We start from the raw sequence: 20,060 nt of genomic DNA on the forward strand, positions 1-20,060 counted from the left end.
CCCGAACAATCGGCGCATCGGTGCCCGCCGGGCGGCGTACGTTTTCGACGCTCGAGTCCGCGGCTTATTCACTGATCATGTAAATCGCCGACACGAGGACATAGCCGGGAATGCGCGGAAATGCCGACGCATCCATCGCCCGCGATCCCGGCTTTCCTCATATGGAAGCGGCTGTCGGGCACGGCCAAGGCCGAGGGCTCATTGGGCGTGAAAAGCGATCTCTGCGTGACCTACCTGCAATTGAAACGGCTCCGCTTGGGGGGAGACGGTCCCCCCGGAGTGTGGGTTTTGCTCGAAGACGGTTCGGTCGATAGTGAAGCTCATCGAGAGACGGCCGCTCCTCGACCGAACGTACCGTTTGACACACCCTCAACAGCACGAATGGACGACGCCTACAGCGCGGCCAGCAAGGAGGTACTTAACATGAAAAACCCGCTTATCAAACGCGCGGTGTTCGCCTTCGCAGCACTCATGACCCTCGAAGCTGCGTGCAGCATGGTTTTGGCTGCTACGCCCGTAGAGGGTGTCGTCATCGCGGGTGCGGATGCATCGGTGACGGCGAGCATGGACTCCCATGGCGCCCAGCCAGCGGACGTCAACGGAGGCCGGCTTACACTGACGCTGCAAACACCGTCAGGGGGAACGTCGCGGCTCACTTACGTCAATGAAGACGGTTGGCGGCTTGAAGAGCGCGCCGTGCCATTGAAACAGGACGAAGCGCGAATCACTCCCGCGTCGACTGAGCGACAACAGGAGGCGGCAAGATCGGATCGGCCCATGACCGTTTTCATCGACGGTCCGTCGGGCTTCACTTATGTTTGGGTAGCGGATCAGGGATGGAAGTTTGTCGGGCGATTGTCCGACCGGAATCGATGATCGATACGCAGGCATCAGCACGCAAGCGCGATGGGCGTTTTGCTTGATCGTTACGCGCTGGAGGTCGTGCTGCAGGAAGAAATCACTGGCTGGCTAAGCTGTGACCAACCCTAAGGCTTTTGGAGTGTCTGGCTTGGACTGGTGGGCTGCCAGAAAAGGCAGTTTGGCGGAGAGAGGGTCCGCCAGACTGTTGTCCTTTGTCGCAATCAGCCGGGAATTTTCACGTGTAATCAGTCGGTTATCGTTTAGGCGCGCCGTTAAATTATCCGACCCCATTGCTTTTTGTCGCCTTTAACCGTAAATTTTATGGTGGGTAGATTGGGGGGTAGACGAATGCCGAAGATTGCAAGAGAGCTGGGCGCGCTGGCGGTGTCACGCCTGACCGAACCCGGCTTACACATGGTCGGCGGGGTAGCGGGCCTGGCGTTACAGGTCACGCCGGGTGGCGCACGCTCATGGATCCTGCGCGTGATGGTTGGCGCGAGGCGGCGCGAGATCGGCCTCGGCGCGTATCCGGCCGTATCGCTCAAGACTGCCCGCGAACACGCCAGTGCGAAGCGCGAGGAGATCGGTCGTGGCGTGGACCCGGTGCTCGCGCGCAAGGAAAGTAATAGCCAGCTACGGGCCATGCAGGCGCGCGAAATCACCTTTGAAGACGCGGCGAAGCGCTTCATCGAGGCGAAGTCGGCCGAATGGAGCAACCCGAAGCATGCGAGCCAGTGGCGTAACACGCTTGCAGAATACGCCTATCCGTTGATCGGCAGGCTTCAGGTCGCGCATGTCGGCCGCGAGCATGTGCTCGCCGTGCTCGAACCCATCTGGACGACGAAGACGGAAACCGCGTCGCGGCTGCGCGGCCGGATCGAGAACGTGCTCGACTGGTCACGCGTCAAGGGCTATCGCGCAGGCGAGAATCCCGCGACGTGGCGCGGCAATCTGGACAAGCTGCTGGCCGCACCCAGCAAGACGAAGCGGGTTCGCAACCATCCGGCGATGGCCATCGACGACATGGGTGCATTCATGGTGTCACTGCGCGGCACGCTGACGACGGCCGCGCGCTGTCTGGAGTTTGCCATCCTGACTGCCGCCCGCTCGGGCGAGGCCCGCGGAGCAACGTGGACCGAAATTGACCTCGACAAGGCGGTCTGGCGCATTCCGGCCGAACGGATGAAGGCAAAGAAAGAGCATCGCGTGCCGCTGTCCGATGCGGCCGTGGTGCTGCTCCAGGCCCTGCCGCGTCCCGATGATGACGGTGCCCTCGTCTTCCCCAGCCCGACCGGCAGGACGCTGTCCGACATGACACTGCTGGCGATCCTGCGCCGCGCCGGACTGCAAGCTACGCCGCACGGCTTCCGTTCAACCTTCCGTGACTGGGCGGGCGAGCGCACGGACTATCCGCGCGAACTGGCCGAAGTCGCACTCGCGCACGTGAAGGGTGACGAATCCGAAGCGGCCTACTGGCGCGGTGACGTGCTGGAGCGGCGGCGGTGCCTGATGAACGACTGGGCCGTTTTCATAGCGACACCGCTTCCGAAGGGGGCCGTCATTCCGATGCAGCGAACGGCGTAGGCGCCGCTCCCATGCCAGACAGAATCGGCGACATCGGTGCGTGGGCACGTGGTGCCGCATGAACGCAGGCCAAACAATCCCAACGAAACAGGACCTCGGTGCATGTCCGAAATAAAGTCTGTCGCCGCAAACGTCGTCCAGGATTCCGGTCAAGACCGGGTTTCAGCCGCGGACGTTGATGGAGTTCCGGGCGTTCCAGCCGGCGAACCATACACAGTTGCAGCATGGGTGGACGTCGCGCCCGTGATGGCGCCGTCGGACCCCGGGTACGTCGTTGCCTGGTGGGCCGAAGCGATGAGCACGGAATACTGGTTCAACCGGAAGCAGACTGCGACGCCCGCGCAGGCGGCCCTCGTCTTCTGCAGGGTCAATCCTAGGGACTTCAGGGTCACGGAGCAGTATCGAGCGGAAGAAGTCGCAGAGACGAGCCTTGACGAACTCACGGTTCGGGATGCGGCTACCGGCAAGGTGACCGGGCGGAAGACCTTGGCCGAGGCATATCGGGAGCTCCGCTTTGCATTCGAGGCTGTACATCAGGCGAAACCCGCACCTGGCCGCACGATGTATCAGTGGCTTGAGATAGCCCAACGACGGGGGCTTACGTATCACCCGTGGGTCGACGCTTGGCGAAAGGCTGTCGAGCAGATCGCACGGGAATCGGGCTCGCACATCACCACCGGCGACTGCCTGGCTGTCATAGCGGCGATGCTGGAGACGATCAAAGAGACACGCGACATATCCCAAAGCAAGGTCATCGAGGAAATCATCGACGCCGACCTTGTGAAAGGCCTGCGCAAAGTGACACTCAATAAAGTGTTCGCAGCAGCCAACAGGGGCGACGCCGATGAAAGCCTTTCGGCCGCATGCCGGCGTTGTGTCAAGGTGCTGCTCTCTGTGCTCGAACTCAATGACCCGACCGGCCCAGCGGATCGGGCGGCGGTCATACAGGCGATTAGCGGACGACGTCCCAATCTGTCGACGACAAAAATCTTGGAGGTTCTCGCGGCGTCCTAAATGAGAATGTGGTGCATTTGAGGTGACTTGAGGTGCTGTGCAACGTCCGCCCCGATACGCTTCTCCCTGCCCGTCAATCCCGACGGGTACTGGAGAAAACTGATGGCTCACAAGACTGACCTGAAGACCTTCGACGCGTTGCCGGACGCGGCCTGCGTCGACGTGCGCACCGTGGCCGCGCTGTGCGCGTGCAATGTCGCCACCGTGTGGGAGCGCTCGAAGCGCGGCGCACTTCCCGCCCCGCGCAAGATCGGCGGCTCGACCCGCTGGAATGTGGGCGAGCTGCGCGTTGTCCTCCTTGGCGGGGGCGCAGCGTAATGGATCGTTCCTTTTCCTACACCCTCGCCCATCCAACGACGCCTGTGAGTGCATCCCGCGCTGCGGCCTCGCCGCCGGAAAGGCCCGCTTCGCCGCAGGTTCAGTTCGGGCATCTCCCCGCGGCCCTGAAGGCCGAGTCGTGCTGGTGCGCCTGGAAAAATGTACTGGACGGCCAGTGTCACAGGTGGGTCAAGACGCCGATCAACGCCGTCACGCGTCGCAGCACGAAGTCGAATCGCCCTGAGACCTGGAGCGATCAACAGACGGCATTCAAGGCGCTTCATCGTGACCGGTCACTGCCCGGCCTGGGCTTTTCCCCGGGCGGCAGCCCTACCCGAATTGACATCAATCTCCGTCACGATTTCTGCGGCGGCTCCAACGCCATCGCCTTTGACGTCCGCACGTGTTTCTACCAGAGCGGCATCCTTTTCTACCTTCAGCCGGTGGAGTTGCCGCGCGGTCGTCTCATGCGGCCGGCTGATTTGGTCGAACAACTGACGAGGAGCCCGGCATGAGGAATTCTTTTTCGGCTGACTTTCTCGCGCTCGATTTCCACAATACCCCTCGCGAGCTGTTGGGAGCACTCGACACGATCTGGGCAAGGTCGCGCTGGCTCGGACCCTTCCGTTTCTCCTATGGGTGGCGCGAACGCGCACTCGGCGTGCCGCCTTTGGCCGTCGATATCCCTTGCTTGCGCCGGGTGACCTCTCTCAGCGCCTACCGGGATATCGCGGATATTGTCGCAATGGAATTCGAGGGGTGGGGCCTGAGACCTGTACGCCATTTTTCCCGTCTTTCCCGTTTTTCTGCTGCGGTCACTGCCGGTATCTACGATCCCCCGTCCGCCCCCGGCGCAACGTTCGATCCGGATATCTGCTTCATGCTCGGTAACTGAAAGAAAGCGTCGGTCACCTGTGAGAAACAGGTGACCGGTATCTTAAGGATTACTTATCTTATAAATTCATGGCAGATAGCCAAATTTCCCCAACCCTTCCGGAACGCCTTCTGTCGGCGTCCACCGGCAAAGGGAACCTGGGTGTTGTCCGCCCTACGAAGCCGATCAGTTTCGACGCGCTCGAAGCGTTTGTCTCGAAGCCGATGCAAAACCCGATGTCGCATCACCACTTCATGGCTCTGAGCAAAGCGGAGCGCAACGCAGCAAAAACGGGCGATCCGTTCATCGCATGGGGTGCTTTCGACGGGCACAGGCGCACCCGTGATGCACTCAAGTATGGTTCGGCCGTGGTGCTCGATTTTGACGAGGACACGGCAGAGCTGTACCTTGCTCTGCTCCGGGGCGAGGTGCTCGCGCCCTTCGATTACCTGGCGCATACCACGCGCTCGCACACGCCGGAAGCACCGCGCCTGAGGATTATCATTCCCGGCGGGCGTGATATGTCGCGCGCCGAGCACCGCGCGGTGACACCCGCGATTGCCTCATTTTTTCGAGCAAAGCTCGATCCCAGTTCGGCGCAGGCCGAGCGCGCCATGTATTGCCCCGTGCAGAACCAGGGAGCCGAATATAAGTCCTGGTCGCACCGTGGCTGCGGCTACTTCAACCCTGACTATTTCCTGGCGAAGGCCAGCGCTGAAGCGGCGATGCTGATTGCGACCGAGGCGCGCAACGACGACGACTTCAGCTTCATGGAGATGAAGCAGCCCGATCTGCGTTGGACCCTGCAGCGCGTCAAGCACGAGTTGCTGCCGCAGCTCGATCCGAACGCCGCTGCATGGGATCGCGCCCGCTGGCTGAAACTCGGCATGATCCTGCATCACCAGGGCGAAGGAGATGACGAATGGCTCGAACTGTGGGACCACTGGTCGGCGCAAGACGAGCGCGTCAAGGATGACGGCGAACCGATGTATAAGCCGGGCCTGTGCGAAAAGGAATGGGAAAGCTTCGGCCGCACGACGAACGTCGCGACGATCGGCACGCTCGTCATGTGGGTCATCCGCCATACGGTCATAATGACCTTGTACTGGTTCTGGCTGAACGGCGCGAGCGTGATTGCCTCGAGCAGTTCGTTTGCAATGCGCGTGTAGCCTTGCTCGAGCTGCGGCGAGCGGTACTCCGGCATGTGGATGACGTCGGCGAGTGCCATGTTAAGCAGCCGCCCCCAACTTCACACGGTAGATGTTCGTCCCCATCACGGGGAAAACATCCAGTAGACCCGCTCTTTCCAGATGCAGGATCTGCGCGCGAACGGCCGAAGCCGACAACCCGCACTTCGCCGACAGAACACGGATGGATGGCTCGCACTCGCCAGTCGACTGAACGGCGAAATCGGCGAGCGCCAGCAGAACGATCTTCGGCGAGTGCTTGAGGTCCTTCTGCCAGGCGAGATTGACGAGGTGAAAACTCATGCTGCGGTCGCTCCATTGAGCTTGTGTGCCATCCACTTTCCGGCGATCCACTCGACGCCTTTGGGTGTGAACCGTGTTTGATTGAATGCGTAGGCGTACTCGTCCTGCGTCACGCCAGCTTTGATCTCGAATCGACCCGCATCGATGTGTGGCTGGTATGGAACGAGCCGGCCACCCAGCTTGTAGACAATGTCGGCATCTGGGAGGAATGCGCGGAATTCGGTCTCCTTCGCGCCGAGCAGCTTGCACACCTCGCGGAAACCCTTGCTGCCATCCGCCTCAACGTATCTGCCAACGAACTCGACGGCGGGCTTCTGAGCCGCAATCTGCGCGGCCTGCTGCTCAATCTGTTCCGCTTGTTCGGCCGCGAGACGCAGAGCGCCGGACAGGGTCGAGGGGACGTTGAATGTGGGCGCGGCGACCTTGGCCTCAAGTTCCTGCCAGCGATCAACCAGGCGTGCGGTGAACTCCGGCGAGAGCTGCGCGACGATTACATAGCTGTCGCGCTTGCCGATTCGGTATTCGGTGACCCCTTGGCCGAGGTGGTTTTTAACTTCCTCAAATTGAGGAAGTTCGATCACGCCACGCTCCGCGAGTGTTTCGACAGTTCGCTTCACGTTGTCGTGACGCTTTTCGACGAGCTCGGCGATTTCCCGGCTCGACATCGTAGGACTACTAACGCATGAGATTTGATTCATGGTGCTTCTCTCCGTACTGGCTGGGACCTATTGGCTACTTGATGTGGGCCTAATTCAGTCCTCGTCAGGACCTATTCCCGCCACGACATTCAGCCGGGCCCGGTGTAGCCTTACAACATGGTCGCGCCCGTGGATTCGGATCATTATCATTTCGCGCAAAAACTCGGCGACGTTCAGGCCAGCCTCGAAAGCAATACGCTCAAGCGCCTCTTTTTCGTCTTCGGGGATTTTCGTCTTGACTTCAGCGGTCAGCTTGCCGATCGCATTGCTAGTCGTTCCGCGTGCCATGCCGTCACCTATCTGTCTGTCGTTCACTCTTTTGGTCCATGTTATGGGCCGCTCTCTTCTAATTTCGCTCGCCTTTCTGGCGTTTTATGCTGCCCGGTCGCAATTTATGATCTGGGTTAACCGACTGCGCGCTTCAGTGCACAGTCTTTCCGGCATTTGGGTGAGGGTTCCGGCTTTCGCCAGTAGAATTGGTAGTTCTCACACAACCATCCTCTACGGGAACCCTCATGGTTACGGAAATATTCAAAGCAAAAGACGAAGACGGGAACATCTATCAGGTTGTCGCCTACCGCACCGTGATTCGCAATGCAGATCCACCGATTTACAGCACTCCCGAGTTCCGACTTGCGGATGGTCGACGGCTTACACCTGTGGGGGATGGCAATCGAACATTCGAAATCCTCCTGACCGGCATCGTGATCAAACTGATCTAGCGATCACGCAGGATCCACTCGCGCGCTGTCGAACCGAGCGTCGTCACGTCGATCTCCCGGCCGTATTTCGCTGCGAGGTATTTCCACAGCTCCAGTTCGATGGGCAGCGGGATGGTCAAGCTATTAATACGGATCGCTGCGGCCTCATATTGGATCTTGCAGGCGCGGCTGACGGCCAGATCAAACGTCACGACCGGCACCTTATTGGCCTCGACGATGCTCGAAACAGCCTTGACGCACGGAACCTCGACACCGTCGACCATGACCTTGCCGAGGCCTGCGCCATTCACGTCAATCGTTACGCTGGAACCACTCTGTTTTTTAGTCATTTAGACAGCCTCCTTGATGCAGTTAGTCAGGCTGCGGCCGGCTCAGTCGGCTTTAACTTGCCGGCCTTCAAGGCGGTATGCAGTCGAAGGATCGCGAGCAACGTGGTTGAGGAGCAGCGTTCCTGACCATTTAGCAGGCGGTTCACGGTTGGCTGAGATACGCCGAGTGAAGCCGATAACGCGACTTCCGTCATGCCGGTGAAGTTCTTGATTTCCGCGAGCATGTCGCGGGGAGGTTGGGCGTCCATGTTCGGGGGTCCAAAGGTTATCAACGCCCACACAGTCTATACGTCTATGAATAGCTCTGTCAATGCATCTGCGGATAAATGTTTGAAGCCTGAATATGCGCGGGCGTATAGTCCGGCCATGAACATTGGCGATAACCTAGACAAGGCCATGAAGGCCCGGGCGATCGAGAGCCAGAAAGCTCTTGAGCGACTCTCAGGCGTGCCTCAGCCGACTATCAACCGGATCCTGAAGGGAAATACTCCTGATATCGGAACCGCCAAGAAACTGGCTGATGCACTTGGCATAAGCGTTACGTGGCTGATTGATCAATCCGGCGTCGGGCCCAATTCATCGATAAGCGAGGCAAGAGAGCCTCTTTCCGACGTAGCGGAATCATTGATTCGGTGTGTCGAGCGCCTGGACGGCCTCGGAATCGTCGGACGAAAGGTGCTTGCGGGGCACCTCGAACTTCTGACGCTTGCAGGCCAAATGTTGGGAATGCAGGATGTCGATGTGATCCGCGAGCTGCGTCTACAAGAGCAGAAATTGGCGGATCACGTTGATCAAGCCAGAGGTCCAAATGCCGCAAGAACTCATGAGAGAAAGAGGCGTAGTTGATCTATCAACCTACCGTCAAAGGCGCGTCAAGACGTCTATCCCTATACCGGATGCAAAGCCAGTACCGAAAGACGCCGAAGATGCCCTAGACGAAGTCGCTCGACACCTTCTCATGGCGGTACGGGTCATCACGGCCCGGGAGGACTGACCCGGATTCAGCTCCGCATGGAAGCCCGCAACGCGCGGGCTTTTTTTCGCGCGAGTCTATTCATAGATGCATTGACAATATATTCGTCGATGTATAGAGTGATCTCCATGGGCGCACCACTTAGCGCCCTTGGAGACCCGAAATGAGCAACCTAACTGCAGACCAAGTTATCTCGATCGCCACGCGATTCATCCCGTCCGGCCAACTCGTTGCATTTGCAAATGCGATGAATCAGGCGGAGAGCAACGAAGTGCACGACGCGACTTGCCGTAACCCGGATTGCCGTGAAGGGGATGTGGCGCACGAGACGCCGGAAGGAATCGTAGGGCTCCCGTGCAGCTGGTGCGCCGCGTGATCGTTTTCACCATGCTCAAGATCTGGTTTGACTTCGTCCGTGCGCTGCAGACGGCGTTCTACATGTCGCAGATTGATTCAAAAACTTTCATGTCGTGGCGGCCCGAGGGAATTCAGGGCGTCGCTTCGATTCCCGGGTGCTAGACCATAGGAGACCATAATGAAATACGCACCTGCAATCCTCATCGTCGTCGCGTCAGTATCGATCATCGGTTATGCCGTTTTCAGCGGTCTGAATACGGTCTCCGAGCGCATCAACGCTGCTCTTACCGTCCAGGTGAGCAAGTGAACGCCCGCAAGGCAATGCACCGGGCCGCGGCGAAGAGTCTCGACGGCCACGTTCGCTTCCTCGCGTTGGTAGACCGAACTTTGATGGTGATGACACTCACTGACATCGCTCACCGCCCTCGTGCCCGGATTCAGGCGGCGTTCTCGGCCGGCAAGCTTGTGACCCCGCGCTAACGGAGAGAAGTCTTGAGCCAAAACGCTAAAGATTTGCTCGAGCTGCGCCACGATGACCCGACGTCGATCGAACTGATACGGCTGGCGCTAAATATCATCGCGCCGGGCGTCAAATCGCAACTTGAAGGAGGTTGAAGTGAGCACCCAACAACGACCGCAGCACACCGCCGGGACGCGTACGTTCGATGAACTCGACTATTTCACGCGGGACGACCGCGTCATTGGCGCCTAACGGAAAGGATTTACCGCAGGAAACCGGAGCGCGTGAAGCCGCTTCGTTAAGAGAAAGGCCCCGAACGCACAATCCGCGGCGGGAACGTTCGGGGCCTTGTGTGGCGCGTCCGCGGTGTTTAGCGCCGCAGACTAGACGCGCGGCGCTGACCGATACCGGAAACTCCCGCAATCAGAAACAAGGAGAGGCATTCATTGGGCACTCGGGCAGTCTGAGAAGATCGTCCGCAGTGGCCCCGTCGCACCCGGTCCTGAGGAATTTGTGGCCTTGCGGGGTTTGCCAGACGAGCACATCAGCAGTCTGGCCATCTCCGCCAACATAGAACTTCCACTTACCCGTTTCAATCCCGTTAATAGCGTCTTTCTGGCTGATCTTCCACCTACTCCCGTCGGCATTCTTTCCGCCGATATGCGAAATAGCCTCGTGCCTACCCTCCTTATTCGTCTTGCTGATGCAGAAAACCTTAATACGCATTGCCATACCCCCAATCTTTATGATGGATTTTGATATTGTATGATCGTGCACATTAAGGAATTACAGGTTTACCTGAGGCTTTAGTTGATGTGCATTAACGTACATTAATACATAAAGCCGGTTTAACGAAAACAAAAATGATTTTCAATGCTTTCTGCGAAATCAGATTTCAAATACGGAATAATCCGCACCGATGCTGACGAGGCCCGCAGCATGCGTCTAGGACCCGCTCGAGTTAGAGCGCCGCCAAGGCAGGTGAGTTCAACTCACACCCTTTTCGTCGGCGTCAAGGCGTCGCATCGTCTCGCCGCAATTTTCGTGATAGCTTGCCATTTCCTCAACTACACCAGAACGGGTATTTAAATGCCATTAAACGAACTTGCGGCGCGTGAACACGCAATTGCAACTTTTCACAAGCTCATCGAATCCCAGTCCATTCAGCTATCAGCTGCCCCCATCGGAATGGGCCAAACTCATGAAGGTCGGGCCCAAGGCGACACCGAATATCTCGCCGAGCTATTCAAGGGTCTCGTGGAGATCTATCGTAAGGCTCCGTGACGAAGTGTCGTTCCAGCGTCACTGGTGCTAGCCGGCGAAGTCTGACGCACGCTCAGCGCGACAGCCGGTCATCGCAACGATGGCCGTTAGCGCCCAGCCCGCATCGAGCGGGCTGTCGTCGAGGAGCCGCTCGAGCTATAGCCGTGTGAATTGTGAACTCACACCCTTTTCGTCGGTGTCGCGAGCTCGACCTCGAATCGATAGTCGTGCAGGAGACGGATCCGTCAGCCTACCCACCGCGCTAAACTTGACCTATCGCTTGTACCGCCTGGACATGACATGTTCGATAGACAGATGCACCGAGGCTTCAGCATCACGGTGACAGCGCGCGACGACTTACGCGGCGGCTCCAATGTCACGCTGCTTGTCGAGCGCATCTTTTCCCACCGGGACGACGTGCGCACCGGCGCGCCGATCGCAAAACCGGAGCACTACCACTCGATGCACCCCGCAACTGCGGCCGCCGGCCAAGCCATGCAACGAGCCAGGCGGCTAATTGACGAGGCGCTGGGTGAACGCGATCCGCTGGAAGGCGAGTAATTTTCAATTCGCAACTCTCCAACCCGGCCTGCAGCGCGCCTTGCCTAGATTTCAAATCTGGCCAAGCCAGCCGACTGGGCCACCCTTTCGGCAAGCCAGACATAGTCGAGCGCCGCGAGGCGTGAAACGTTTACCGGCACTGGGGCAGGCTGAGAAGGTTGTCCGCAGTGGTCACGTCGTGCCCGGTCCTGAGGAATTTGTGGCCTTCCGGCGTTTTCCAGACGAGCACATCAACCGGCTGGCCATTTACGCCGACATAGAAGCTCCACCTACCCGTCTCAATCCCGTTAATCGCGTCTTTCTCGCTGATCTTCCACCGGCTCCCGTCGGGGTTCTTTCCGCCGATATGCGAAATGGCTTCGTGCCTTCTCTGCTTTCTTGTCTTCCTGATGCAGAGAACCTGAATACGCTGCGCCATAAAACCTCCGCTCTTTATGATGGAGTTTGATATTGCACGATCCATCATGCGAGGGAATTGAAGGTTTACCCGTGACTTATGCGAGATGTATTGGCGCACATCAAAAGAGCTGGATTCCCGAAAACAAACGTGATTTTCAATGCCTTCTACGAAATCAGATTCTAAATCTCGAATTGATTTTTCAGCCAATGTCGCCGACGCGGGGGAGCTCTCCAAAACCGGCCAAGCTGGATCTTCATCACGGACCTACGATCCGGGTGAGTTCCTGCTCTACCCACTCTTCGAGAGGTTGCGCTCCAGCCCGTGGAGTTCCTTGGATCTGGAGCAGAATGCGGGCTGGCAGGTCATGAAGGGTGGGCGGCGCTTGACGGTTCCCCAGACCCGCATAGCCTTGGACGGTCGGAATCACGGCTCCCATGCGAAATGCGTTTCCGTTCTGACCAAGATGGTTCGCGACGGCATCGATAATCGCCTTTTGAGACCGGGCGATGCCAACCAGAAGCTCTGCCAATTGCTCGTTGGTAACAGGCATATTTCCTCCTGAGGGACAGTCAATGCTCTGTGGTTCAACCACGCCGACAGGGACCTTACTTCTCGAGATGGGCAAATCCGTCATCATCCGGCGCGGGCTAGCTGCCTGAGACGAACACTACTACAGGATGAGCCACGCGGTGCAAACTTGAGAGATTGACGGCAGCAACATCAAAGCAAGCATCACCGAATCTTACATGCTTGCTTTTTCGTATATTAGCGGCTAGGATGCAAGCATCCAAATTTCTGGGATGCTTGCATGAAAAAAGACGATAAGAAGCAGGTTGCGGCGAAGAAGACGGCCGGACGCGCCAAAGGCGGCGTTGCGCGGGCCGAATCGCTTTCGAGCGAAGAGCGCAGTCTGATCGCCAAGAAAGCGGCGGTTGCCCGTTGGGGCATGAAGCCGCCACAAGCGACTCACAGGGGTAGCTTCAAAGAAGACTTCGGGATCGATGTCGACTGTTATGTGTTGAATGACGAGCAGAAGACGGCCGTGATTAGTCAACGGGGAATGAGCGCAAGCATTGGCCTCAAGAGCGATAGTGGTGCGGCATTTCAGCGATTTGTGCAGGGCAAGGCCATCTCAAATGCCCTGGGCCTCGATCTCGTCGAAAAAATCAATAACCCATTGATCTTTAACGGGGTACCCCCGGGTCTCGACCAGCCACCGATGACCGTATACGGCTACGACGTCACCATTTTGATTGACGTATGCAAGGCGATTATCAAGGCGGAGGCGGATGGCCAACTGCAGTCTCAGCAGATGCACGTCGCGAAACAGGCGCACATCGTTCTGAATGCCTCTGCAAAGGCTGGCATCAAAGGTTTGGTCTATGCACTGTCCGGTTACGACGCGACTCGCGAAGAAATCGTTACGGCGTTCAAGCTGTACGTTCAACAGGAAGCGAAGGAATACGAGAAGGAATTTCCGCCGCAGTTATATAACGAGTGGTACAAGCTTTATCAGATTCCCAAATTCGAGCGCGGCCGGCCGTGGGAGTTTAAAAAGCTGACGCTGACTCATGTGTATTCCCCGTTGGCCCGGAGCAACGGCAAGCTCCTAGAGCTAATTCAGGCAAATAAGGCGAAGAGCGGCGATCGGACTAAAAAACTCCATCAATTTCTATCTGAGATAGGCACCCGCGCGCTCCGTACTCACCTTGGTCAGCTTTTAGGGATCGCCCGAATCTCCAAGTCAAAAGAGGAATACGAGCGACACGTCCGTACCCTCTTCGGCGATCAACAGGAATTTGATTTCGGCAATGAATAATCGCTCCTGGACTGAGCCGACGCAAGGCTCCAGGAGCAACAGCTGCGCGATCAGCTGTCGATGGCTTAGCCGCCGGTGACCTCGCCGACCGTTCTGTCCGTCGCGCCCTACCAGATGTCACTCATTTTCGTGTGCGGCGAGAAAGCTTCGCTGAGCGCCGCATAGAGGAATGAGTCGGCCTGCTCTTCGGTCAGGTCGAGAACGTCGATATTGTTGGCCTCGCAGAAGGCATCCATCGCGACTGATGCCGCTTCGATGGCGTAGTAGGCAACTTTGGGTTTTGTTCTTGGCTCATGACCGAGCATTCGGCACGGCAGATAAAAACTTGAGGGTCGCCCCGGCGCAGGGCGCAAACTGGAAGTAAAAAAACCCCGCACTGGGCGGGGTTCTCTCAGAAATGATGCTTGATGCCGGCCTGCTTCATGATGCCATTGGCCGTGTGCCGAGACTTGATCTTGCTGTCGACCGGAAATCGATGACCGCCCGGCGTTTCCCAGATGGAATGATCACCCCTTCCCTCTCGGTAGAACTTGCAGCCATTATCGCGCAGGATTTTTTTCACTTCTGGCGCGAAGTCCATCAGGCCTCCATTGCATGGGCAACGTCCTTGACCTCGACTGTAAACGGAACGTCCTGCCGTGCATCCTTCCCATTCGCGGCCAGTAGCTCAGGAATGAGCGCACGCAGTTTGCGAATAAGGGCTTCGAGCGTATCGGCTTCTGTAATCAGACCAGGAACGTCCTCGCTTTCAGCAACCCAGACGTCCGCCTCAGCGTCGTGAAACGCTGTAACTTTTACTTGTAACATATCGCCCTCCGCGAATCCTTGGGCATCCTTGGCTAGGTAGCCATCCTTCTTCGGTGAAAGGTATCGCCGCAAATCGCCGGCGTCTATAGGGTTAACGAAGCAGTCTTCGAAAAACTTCTCACGACGTGTCTGATTGACGACAACATTTCGCCCCATCTGCCGACGGACATGCATTCTGCATGCCACGCGTCGCCCCACTCTCAGTGATTTTCGCACAATTGCCGCCGGCACCGCTTCATCCTCTTTCCGCACGGCGAGGATGACAGCCCGCCAGGCTCGCGCATGCGGCGCCCGTGGTAAATAAGAGCGATTCGCGGCTGAGGAGTGGGCGCGCCAATGGTGGGCCGGATGGTGGACTGGCCGACTGATGTTCTGCAAAAGCCTTGTCGCATCGGCATCGTTGGCGGACACCGCCTCATTCGTAGGCAAATCGCTTCCCGGCGATGATCGCCCGATGCTGCCCGCAATGGCACAAGCCGCCTGATTGGCACAGCGAGGAAACTTGATAGGCCGCAAGGCCTTGTTGGAAGGGTGGCGGAGAGACGGGGATTCGAACCCCGGATAGGCTATTAACCTATACACGCTTTCCAAGCGTGCGACTTAAACCGCTCATCCATCTCTCCGGCGGGGAGCCGAATTATAGCAAACTTCGCGCCGTGCGCCACACCCCCGCCAACGCCGCGAGAAAACCGCCTACGGATGCCGGATATAGTCGACCAGCGCGATCGTATAAGCGTCCGCTTTGCGATCGATCAAACTCACCCCGATCGCCACGAGAAACCCCGCCGGCACGCCGAACACGCCCGAGCTGATCGGCTCGATGCCGAACCAGCGCGCACCCGTGAAGCCCGTCATCTGCGTGAAGAACGGATACGTCGACACGATGTAGTAGATGCACACGACGAGCCCCGCGACCATCCCCGCCACCGCGCCGAGGCGCGTCGTGCGCTTCCAGAACACGCCGAGCACCAGCGCCGGAAACAGACTCGACGCCGCCAGCGAAAACGCCGCGCCGACCAGAAACAGAATATTCCCCGTATTCAGCGACGCCACATACGACGCGAACAGCGCGACACCCAGCAGCAGAATCTTCGAGATCGTCACGCGCCGCTGGCTCGACGCATTCGGATCGACCATGTGGTAATAGACGTCGTGCGACAACGCATTCGCGATCGTCAGCAGCAGACCATCCGCGGTCGATAGCGCCGCCGCCAGCGCCCCCGCCGCGATCAAGCCCGACATCACATACGGCAGCCCCGCGATCTCGGGCGCCGCGAGCACGACCATATCGGGCTGCATCTGGATCTCGCTCCAGCGCACGATGCCGTCGCCGTTCGTGTCGGCAAGGCTGATCAGGCTCGGTTCGACCTTGCGCCATTGCATCAGCCACTGCGGCAGATCGGCAAAATGATGGCCGACCAGATTCGACAGGATCTCGTACTTGATCAGCACCGCGAGCACCGGCACGGTCAGATAGAACAGCGCGACGAAAAAGAGCGTCCACCCCACCGAGCGGCGCGCCGACGCGACCGACGTCGTCGTGTTATAGCGCGTCAGGATATGCGGCAGGCTCGCCGTGCCAAGCGACAGACACAGCAGCAGCGACAAAAAGTTACGCGCATGCGTGCTCCGGTCTTCATCGGCGACAGCAGGAAACGGTTCGTGCATTGGCACCGGGGCGGTCGCCCGCATCAGCATGTCGTCGCGCTTCTGGCTCCAGACGATCTGCGCAGCGGCGGCATCGCGCGGAAACTGTTCGAGCGCACGCTCACGTTCCTTGATCTCGCGCAACGGACCGTTATGGCGGCGCAGATCGCCGACCTCCTGCGTGAGCCGCTGCTTCTCGTCGATGAACGATTGCGGCAGCGTATCGAGCCGCATCTGCATCAGCGCGGCACGGCGTCGATAGTCGTCGCGCACGCGCTCCTCGAGCGGCGCGTCGCGCACCTGTTTCTCGAGCCCTTCCATGCGCTCCATCAGGCGCCCATAGCTGAATTGCGGCACCCAGCCGAGGCCGTCCTTGTGGGCGATCATCGACACCGGGATCAGCATCGCGAGGATCAGGATGATGTACTGCGCGACCTGGGTCCACGTCACCGCGCGCATGCCGCCCAGAAACGAGCACACCAGAATGCCCGCGAGCCCGCAGAAAATGCCGACCGCGAAATCGACGCCGATAAAGCGCGTCGCGATCAGCCCGACACCCTGAATCTGGGCGACCAGATAAACGAACGAGCACAGGATCGCGGCGAGCGCCGCGAGGCCGCGCACCGCGTTGCTCGAATAGCGCGTGCCGAGAAAGTCGGGAATCGTGTAGCGCGCCAGCTTGCGCACATACGGCGCGAGCAGGAACGCAACGAGACAATAGCCGCCGGTCCAGCCCATCAGGTACGCGAGGCCATCGTAGCCGGTCGCGTAGATCGAGCCCGCGAGACCGATGAACGACGCGGCCGACAGCCAGTCGGCCGCGGTCGCCATGCCATTGAACGCCGACGGCACGCGCCGCCCGGCCACGTAGTATTCGACCAGATCGGACGTGCGCGACAGCACGCCGATCACCGCATACACCGCGATCGGCACGAACAGGAACACATAGCCGATCCACACGCCGGGACCGGTGCTGCGCTCGATGCGCCACATCACATAGACGAACAGCAGAAAGCCGAGCGTATAGAGCGTGTACGAGCGGATCAGCCGATGCGTGAGCTTCATCGGTTCAGCGTCCGCGCGCGGCCGGCGCATCCGTGCCGACGTTGACTTCATCGTTCGCGCCGCGGGTGGAATCCGCGGCGGGAGCGCTTGCGGCATCGCGCTGCGAATCCGCTTCGAACGCGCGCTGCAACTGACGATCGGCGCGCTGCATCAGCACGATATAGACGACGATCAACGCGAGGTAGATCAGGATCGCGCCCTGCGCGCCAAAGTAGAACGGCAGGCTGAAGCCGCCAACGCGCACCTGCGCGAGCGCGGGCGCCAGCAACGGCACGACGAAGGAGACGAAGAAACCGAGCGTCATCAGCACCGCGATCAGCGCGAGGTTGAAGCGCCAGTACTTGCGATGCGCGAGCGCCATCGCCGCCGAGACCGGAGGCGGTTCGGGCGGGGGGTTCAACGTGGCATGGGAGGATAGGTGCGGCGCGGCCATGCGCCTATGTATCAAAAAGGCAACGGCGAGGCAATTGGGATTGTCCGCCCAATGACATGGTGCAGGCCGTCCGCTCGAACGACGGGTCTGCTCGATACACCGGCAGGTGTGTCGATCGACACACCGCCGCCGTCCAGCGGACCCGCTTACAACGCTTTAAATCGACTCGCCGAGCTGGTCGAGAATCGCCGGGTTTTCCAGCGTCGACACGTCCTGCGTAATCTCCTCGCCCTTCGCGAGCGAGCGCAACAGACGACGCATGATCTTGCCCGACCGCGTCTTCGGCAGGTTCTCGCCGAAGCGGATGTCCTTCGGTTTCGCGATCGGACCGATCTCCTTGCCGACCCAGTTGCGTAGTTCGTTCGCGAGCTTGACGGCCTCTTCGCCTTGCGGACGCGCACGCTTGAGCACGACGAACGCGCATACCGCCTCACCGGTCGTCGCATCGGGGCGGCCCACCACGGCAGCTTCCGCGACGAGCGGATTGGCGACCAGCGCCGACTCGATCTCCATCGTGCCGAGGCGATGGCCCGACACATTCAGCACGTCGTCGATGCGGCCCATGATCGTGAAGTAGCCGGTTTCCTTGTCGCGCACCGCGCCGTCGCCGGCGAGGTAGAGCTTGCCGCCGAGTTCCTCGGGGAAGTAGCTCTTCTTGTAGCGGTCCGGATCGCCCCACACGTTGCGCAGCATCGCCGGCCACGGACGCTTGACCACCAGAATGCCGCCCTGCCCGTTCGGCACGTCCTGGCCCGTTTCGTCGACGACCGCGGCCATGATGCCCGGCAGGGGCAGCGTGCACGAACCCGGCACGAGCGGCGTCGCGCCGGGCATCGGCGCGATCATGTGGCCGCCGGTTTCGGTCTGCCACCACGTATCGACGACCGGACAACGGCCGCCGCCGACGTTCTCGTAGTACCACACCCACGCTTCCGGATTGATCGGCTCGCCGACCGTGCCGATGATGCGCAACGTCGACAGGTCGTAGCTCTTCGGATGCACTTTCGCGTCGGCCTCGGAGGCCTTGATCAGCGAGCGGATCGCCGTCGGCGCCGTATAGAACAGCGTGACCTTGTGCTTCGCGATCATCTGCCAGAAGCGTCCGGCGTTCGGATAGGTCGGTACGCCTTCGAACATGACCTGCGTGCCGCCGAGCGTCAGCGGTCCGTACGTGATGTAGCTATGGCCGGTGATCCAGCCGATGTCGGCGGTACACCAGAACACGTCGGAGGGGCGCCAGTCGAAGGTCCACTTCAGCGTTTGCGCGGCCCACAGCAGATAGCCGCCAGTGCTGTGCTGCACGCCCTTCGGCTTGCCGGTCGAGCCCGACGTATAGAGGATGAAGAGCGGATGCTCGGCGTCGACCCATTCGGGCGCGCACTGGTCCGACTCGCCCTGCGTGAGTTCGTGCATCCACAGGTCGCGCGCCGCGTCCCACGCGACCTTGCCGCCGGTGCGCTGGTACACGATCACGCTCTTGACCTTCTCGCAGCCACCGAGCGCGAGCGCTTCGTCGGCGATGCTCTTCAGCGGCAAGGCCTTGCCGCCGCGCATCTGTTCGTCGGACGTGATCAGCGCGACCGCGCCGACGTCGACGAGCCGCTCGTTGAGCGACTTCGACGAGAAGCCGCCGAACACGACCGAGTGCGTCGCACCGATACGCGCGCATGCCTGCATCGCGACGACGGCCTCGATCGACATCGGCATATAGATGACGACCGGATCGCCCTTCTTCACGCCGCGTTTTTTTAGCGCATTCGCGAAGCGCGATACGCGTTGCAGCAGATCCTGATAGGTGACGTTGGTGACGGTGGCGTCGTCGGCTTCGAACACGATCGCGACGCGCCCGCCATTGCCCGCCTCGACGTGACGGTCGATGCTGTTATACGACGCGTTCAGCTGGCCGTCCTCGAACCACGTGTAGAACGGCGCCTTCGATTCGTCGAGCACCTTCGTAAATGGCTTGTGCCAACTTAGCGTCTCCTTCGCAAGACGCCCCCAAAAGCCTTCGTAGTCGCGCTCCGCTTCGGCGGCGAGCGCCCGGTACGCGTCCATGCCGGAGATCGTGGCACCCTTCGCCGTGTCAGCGGAGGGCGGGAAAACGCGGCGTTCCTGAAGAACCGATTCAATCGCAGACATCGACAACCCCTTGGTGAAGATGAAAAACGGAAAAACCTGTACCGGCGCGCATCGCGCGCGCGGGACTTATCCTGTTCGAGCCGCCACGAGCGGCGCTGTCTCCCACCTCGCAATGCCGTCAAACGCGCGTGCGTGCGGCATCGCAACATCCGTGCTTGCGGGCGCCCTGCTCGATCCATCACCCGCGTCAGGCTCAACCATAAGCGCCGCAACTTACCGGCCACTTACGTGCATCGTGTTGATCTG

General features: G+C 59.7%; 28 protein-coding genes, 1 tRNA gene and 1 pseudogene. 15 read left to right on the top strand and 15 right to left on the bottom strand.

The window, feature by feature from the left end; genetic code table 11:
• Positions 1-120 precede the first annotated feature (120 nt).
• The 7 genes from ACLFKU_RS30875 (at position 121) to ACLFKU_RS30905 (ending at position 5,820) form a co-directional block, all read left to right on the top strand.
• On the top strand, positions 121-876 hold the full coding sequence (locus tag ACLFKU_RS30875) for a hypothetical protein (protein ID WP_410851627.1): 756 nt from the start codon (positions 121-123) through the stop codon (positions 874-876).
• A gap of 333 nt (positions 877-1,209) precedes the next feature.
• Entirely contained in the window at positions 1,210-2,445 is a 1,236-nt protein-coding gene (locus ACLFKU_RS30880; RefSeq protein ID WP_410851670.1) for a tyrosine-type recombinase/integrase, read from the top strand.
• Positions 2,446-2,547: 102 nt separating this feature from the next.
• Positions 2,548-3,459 (top strand): hypothetical protein, encoded by a 912-nt coding sequence (locus ACLFKU_RS30885; protein ID WP_410851628.1) that lies wholly within the window; start codon positions 2,548-2,550, stop codon positions 3,457-3,459.
• Positions 3,460-3,561: 102 nt separating this feature from the next.
• Positions 3,562-3,777, top strand: a complete 216-nt coding sequence (locus ACLFKU_RS30890; RefSeq protein ID WP_410851629.1) for a helix-turn-helix transcriptional regulator — start codon at positions 3,562-3,564, stop codon at positions 3,775-3,777.
• A complete protein-coding gene (locus ACLFKU_RS30895; RefSeq protein ID WP_410851630.1) occupies positions 3,777-4,292 on the top strand; it encodes a hypothetical protein in 516 nt (171 codons plus the stop codon). The genes ACLFKU_RS30890 and ACLFKU_RS30895 overlap by 1 nt, the downstream gene beginning before the upstream one ends.
• Entirely contained in the window at positions 4,289-4,672 is a 384-nt protein-coding gene (locus ACLFKU_RS30900; RefSeq protein ID WP_410851631.1) for a hypothetical protein, read from the top strand. The genes ACLFKU_RS30895 and ACLFKU_RS30900 overlap by 4 nt, the downstream gene beginning before the upstream one ends.
• 755 nt (positions 4,673-5,427) lie before the next feature.
• Positions 5,428-5,820 (top strand): PriCT-2 domain-containing protein, encoded by a 393-nt coding sequence (locus tag ACLFKU_RS30905; protein ID WP_410851671.1) that lies wholly within the window; start codon positions 5,428-5,430, stop codon positions 5,818-5,820.
• Here the strand turns inward: ACLFKU_RS30905 and ACLFKU_RS30910 are convergent.
• From ACLFKU_RS30910 to ACLFKU_RS30925, 4 genes and pseudogenes are all read right to left on the bottom strand, one after another.
• Positions 5,775-5,879: pseudogene (locus tag ACLFKU_RS30910) on the bottom strand (hypothetical protein); the annotation flags it as partial. The gene ACLFKU_RS30905 and the pseudogene ACLFKU_RS30910 sit on opposite strands and share 46 nt — an antisense overlap.
• A gap of 1 nt (position 5,880) precedes the next feature.
• Entirely contained in the window at positions 5,881-6,141 is a 261-nt protein-coding gene (locus ACLFKU_RS30915; RefSeq protein ID WP_410851632.1) for a helix-turn-helix domain-containing protein, read from the bottom strand.
• Positions 6,138-6,839 carry a phage antirepressor KilAC domain-containing protein gene (locus tag ACLFKU_RS30920; RefSeq protein ID WP_410851633.1) on the bottom strand — a complete coding sequence of 234 codons (702 nt, stop codon included), beginning with the start codon at positions 6,837-6,839 and terminating at the stop codon, positions 6,138-6,140. Before ACLFKU_RS30920 ends, ACLFKU_RS30915 begins: the two co-directional genes overlap by 4 nt.
• 54 nt (positions 6,840-6,893) lie before the next feature.
• Entirely contained in the window at positions 6,894-7,154 is a 261-nt protein-coding gene (locus ACLFKU_RS30925) for a hypothetical protein (protein WP_410851634.1), read from the bottom strand.
• 200 nt (positions 7,155-7,354) lie between these two features.
• Between ACLFKU_RS30925 and ACLFKU_RS30930 the strand changes: the two genes are divergently transcribed.
• Positions 7,355-7,561: a hypothetical protein gene (locus tag ACLFKU_RS30930; RefSeq protein ID WP_410851635.1), complete on the top strand. Its 207-nt coding sequence runs from the start codon at positions 7,355-7,357 to the stop codon at positions 7,559-7,561.
• Here ACLFKU_RS30930 and ACLFKU_RS30935 read toward each other — a convergent pair.
• Complete coding sequence (locus ACLFKU_RS30935; protein ID WP_410851636.1) at positions 7,558-7,890, bottom strand: hypothetical protein; 333 nt, start codon at positions 7,888-7,890, stop codon at positions 7,558-7,560. The two genes, ACLFKU_RS30930 and ACLFKU_RS30935, sit on opposite strands and share 4 nt — an antisense overlap.
• Positions 7,891-7,916: 26 nt before the next feature.
• Positions 7,917-8,138 carry a helix-turn-helix domain-containing protein gene (locus ACLFKU_RS30940; RefSeq protein WP_410851637.1) on the bottom strand — a complete coding sequence of 74 codons (222 nt, stop codon included), beginning with the start codon at positions 8,136-8,138 and terminating at the stop codon, positions 7,917-7,919.
• A gap of 82 nt (positions 8,139-8,220) precedes the next feature.
• On the opposite strand from ACLFKU_RS30940, the gene ACLFKU_RS30945 reads away from it, so the two are divergent.
• From ACLFKU_RS30945 to ACLFKU_RS30960, 4 genes are all read left to right on the top strand, one after another.
• The gene (locus ACLFKU_RS30945) at positions 8,221-8,736 is read left to right on the top strand and encodes a helix-turn-helix domain-containing protein (RefSeq protein WP_410851638.1); all 516 of its coding nucleotides are present in this window, start codon (positions 8,221-8,223) and stop codon (positions 8,734-8,736) included.
• Positions 8,737-9,217: 481 nt separating this feature from the next.
• The gene (locus tag ACLFKU_RS30950) at positions 9,218-9,382 is read left to right on the top strand and encodes a hypothetical protein (protein WP_410851639.1); all 165 of its coding nucleotides are present in this window, start codon (positions 9,218-9,220) and stop codon (positions 9,380-9,382) included.
• A gap of 16 nt (positions 9,383-9,398) precedes the next feature.
• Positions 9,399-9,527, top strand: coding sequence for a hypothetical protein (locus tag ACLFKU_RS30955; RefSeq protein WP_410851640.1), 129 nt, complete (start codon positions 9,399-9,401; stop codon positions 9,525-9,527).
• A 185-nt stretch (positions 9,528-9,712) separates the two neighbouring features.
• Positions 9,713-9,835 carry a hypothetical protein gene (locus ACLFKU_RS30960; protein WP_410851641.1) on the top strand — a complete coding sequence of 41 codons (123 nt, stop codon included), beginning with the start codon at positions 9,713-9,715 and terminating at the stop codon, positions 9,833-9,835.
• A gap of 268 nt (positions 9,836-10,103) precedes the next feature.
• Here the strand turns inward: ACLFKU_RS30960 and ACLFKU_RS30965 are convergent, their stop codons facing one another.
• The gene (locus ACLFKU_RS30965) at positions 10,104-10,412 is read right to left on the bottom strand and encodes a DUF3892 domain-containing protein (protein ID WP_410851642.1); all 309 of its coding nucleotides are present in this window, start codon (positions 10,410-10,412) and stop codon (positions 10,104-10,106) included.
• Between the two features lie 831 nt (positions 10,413-11,243).
• Between ACLFKU_RS30965 and ACLFKU_RS30970 the strand changes: the two genes are divergently transcribed.
• Positions 11,244-11,504, top strand: coding sequence for a hypothetical protein (locus ACLFKU_RS30970; protein ID WP_410851643.1), 261 nt, complete (start codon positions 11,244-11,246; stop codon positions 11,502-11,504).
• Between the two features lie 130 nt (positions 11,505-11,634).
• Here ACLFKU_RS30970 and ACLFKU_RS30975 read toward each other — a convergent pair whose 3' ends face one another.
• Positions 11,635-11,970 carry a DUF3892 domain-containing protein gene (locus ACLFKU_RS30975; protein WP_410851644.1) on the bottom strand — a complete coding sequence of 112 codons (336 nt, stop codon included), beginning with the start codon at positions 11,968-11,970 and terminating at the stop codon, positions 11,635-11,637.
• A 91-nt stretch (positions 11,971-12,061) separates the two neighbouring features.
• Here ACLFKU_RS30975 and ACLFKU_RS30980 point away from each other — a divergent pair, with 91 nt between their 5' ends.
• Together ACLFKU_RS30980 and ACLFKU_RS30985 are read left to right on the top strand one after the other, a co-directional pair.
• A complete protein-coding gene (locus ACLFKU_RS30980) occupies positions 12,062-12,466 on the top strand; it encodes a hypothetical protein (protein WP_410851645.1) in 405 nt (134 codons plus the stop codon).
• 246 nt (positions 12,467-12,712) lie between these two features.
• On the top strand, positions 12,713-13,723 hold the full coding sequence (locus ACLFKU_RS30985) for a P63C domain-containing protein (protein WP_410851646.1): 1,011 nt from the start codon (positions 12,713-12,715) through the stop codon (positions 13,721-13,723).
• A 107-nt stretch (positions 13,724-13,830) separates the two neighbouring features.
• Here the strand turns inward: ACLFKU_RS30985 and ACLFKU_RS30990 are convergent, their stop codons facing one another.
• The 7 genes from ACLFKU_RS30990 to acs all read right to left on the bottom strand — a co-directional run bounded on the left by ACLFKU_RS30990 (position 13,831) and on the right by acs (position 19,814).
• Positions 13,831-14,028: a hypothetical protein gene (locus ACLFKU_RS30990; RefSeq protein ID WP_410851647.1), complete on the bottom strand. Its 198-nt coding sequence runs from the start codon at positions 14,026-14,028 to the stop codon at positions 13,831-13,833.
• Between the two features lie 86 nt (positions 14,029-14,114).
• Positions 14,115-14,303 carry a type II toxin-antitoxin system HicA family toxin gene (locus ACLFKU_RS30995; protein WP_410851648.1) on the bottom strand — a complete coding sequence of 63 codons (189 nt, stop codon included), beginning with the start codon at positions 14,301-14,303 and terminating at the stop codon, positions 14,115-14,117.
• Positions 14,303-14,941 (bottom strand): DUF1902 domain-containing protein, encoded by a 639-nt coding sequence (locus tag ACLFKU_RS31000; protein ID WP_410851649.1) that lies wholly within the window; start codon positions 14,939-14,941, stop codon positions 14,303-14,305. Before ACLFKU_RS31000 ends, ACLFKU_RS30995 begins: the two co-directional genes overlap by 1 nt.
• 121 nt (positions 14,942-15,062) lie before the next feature.
• Positions 15,063-15,153, bottom strand: a tRNA-Ser gene (locus tag ACLFKU_RS31005).
• 70 nt (positions 15,154-15,223) lie between these two features.
• A complete protein-coding gene (locus ACLFKU_RS31010; RefSeq protein ID WP_410851650.1) occupies positions 15,224-17,242 on the bottom strand; it encodes a sodium:solute symporter family protein in 2,019 nt (672 codons plus the stop codon).
• A gap of 4 nt (positions 17,243-17,246) precedes the next feature.
• Positions 17,247-17,675, bottom strand: coding sequence for a DUF4212 domain-containing protein (locus tag ACLFKU_RS31015; RefSeq protein WP_368586706.1), 429 nt, complete (start codon positions 17,673-17,675; stop codon positions 17,247-17,249).
• 156 nt (positions 17,676-17,831) lie between these two features.
• Positions 17,832-19,814, bottom strand: a complete 1,983-nt coding sequence (gene acs / locus ACLFKU_RS31020; protein ID WP_410851651.1) for an acetate--CoA ligase — start codon at positions 19,812-19,814, stop codon at positions 17,832-17,834.
• Positions 19,815-20,060 lie beyond the last annotated feature (246 nt).

The organism is Paraburkholderia sp. EG304 (genome assembly GCF_046543485.1).
In the GTDB taxonomy this organism is placed as follows: Bacteria; Pseudomonadota; Gammaproteobacteria; order Burkholderiales; family Burkholderiaceae; genus Paraburkholderia; species Paraburkholderia youngii.